We start from the raw sequence: 690 nt of genomic DNA, 5'->3' as shown, positions 1-690 counted from the left end.
GGCGGTCGTCTTCGTCATCCCGCTCGCCTTCGTCAACTGGCTCCCCGCGCTGCACATCCTGGACCGCCCGCAGCCGATCGGCCTGCCGGGCTGGGTGGGTTTCGGCGCGCCGCTGGTCGCGGTGGCCTGCTGCGCGCTGGCCGGTCTTGCCTGGCGCGCGGGGCTGCGGGCCTATCGCAGCACGGGGAGTTGAGCACGGGGAGCGGCGCGGCCCGCGCCCCGGTCGGACGCGGGCGGGTGGGCGTGCGCCGGGGCGCGGGCGAGCGGGCGTGGTGGGTGTAGGGGACACATGATCTCGGGGCGGCAGTGTGCCGGGGCGAGCAGGAGAGGGGTACGAGGCGATGACGGCGGACGACGCCGCGTTCATCGAGGTCGACGGGGTCGAGAAGGTCTTCACGGTGCGGCGCCGGGCCGGTTGGGTGCGGCGCGAGCGGCGCGAGGTGCGGGCCGTGGACGGGATCAGCTTCCGGGTGCCGCGCGGGGAGATGGTGGGTTACATCGGGCCCAACGGCGCGGGCAAGTCCACCACCATCAAGATGCTCACCGGCATCCTGGTGCCCAGCGGCGGGCGGCTGCGGGTCGCGGGCATCGACCCGGCCGCGGACCGCACCCGGCTGGCCCGCCGGATGGGCGTGGTCTTCGGCCAGCGCACCACCCTGTGGTGGGACCTGCCGCTGCGCGACTCGTACG

At 75.4% G+C, this 690-nt stretch carries 2 protein-coding genes; both read left to right on the top strand.

What is annotated here, in order from left to right:
• Nucleotides 1-193: ABC-2 family transporter protein (locus KUM32_RS39335; protein ID WP_217146545.1), on the top strand; the 193-nt coding region annotated here is incomplete at its 5' end.
• A gap of 148 nt (nt 194-341) precedes the next feature.
• Nucleotides 342-690, top strand: a 349-nt coding sequence (locus KUM32_RS39330) for an ATP-binding cassette domain-containing protein (RefSeq protein ID WP_217146544.1), incomplete at its 3' end; no start/stop codon positions are given.

This window comes from Streptomyces sp. AC627_RSS907, assembly GCF_019049165.1.
The sequence above is the reverse complement of the archived record's forward strand: the minus strand, read 5'-3'. Positions and strand labels throughout refer to the sequence as shown.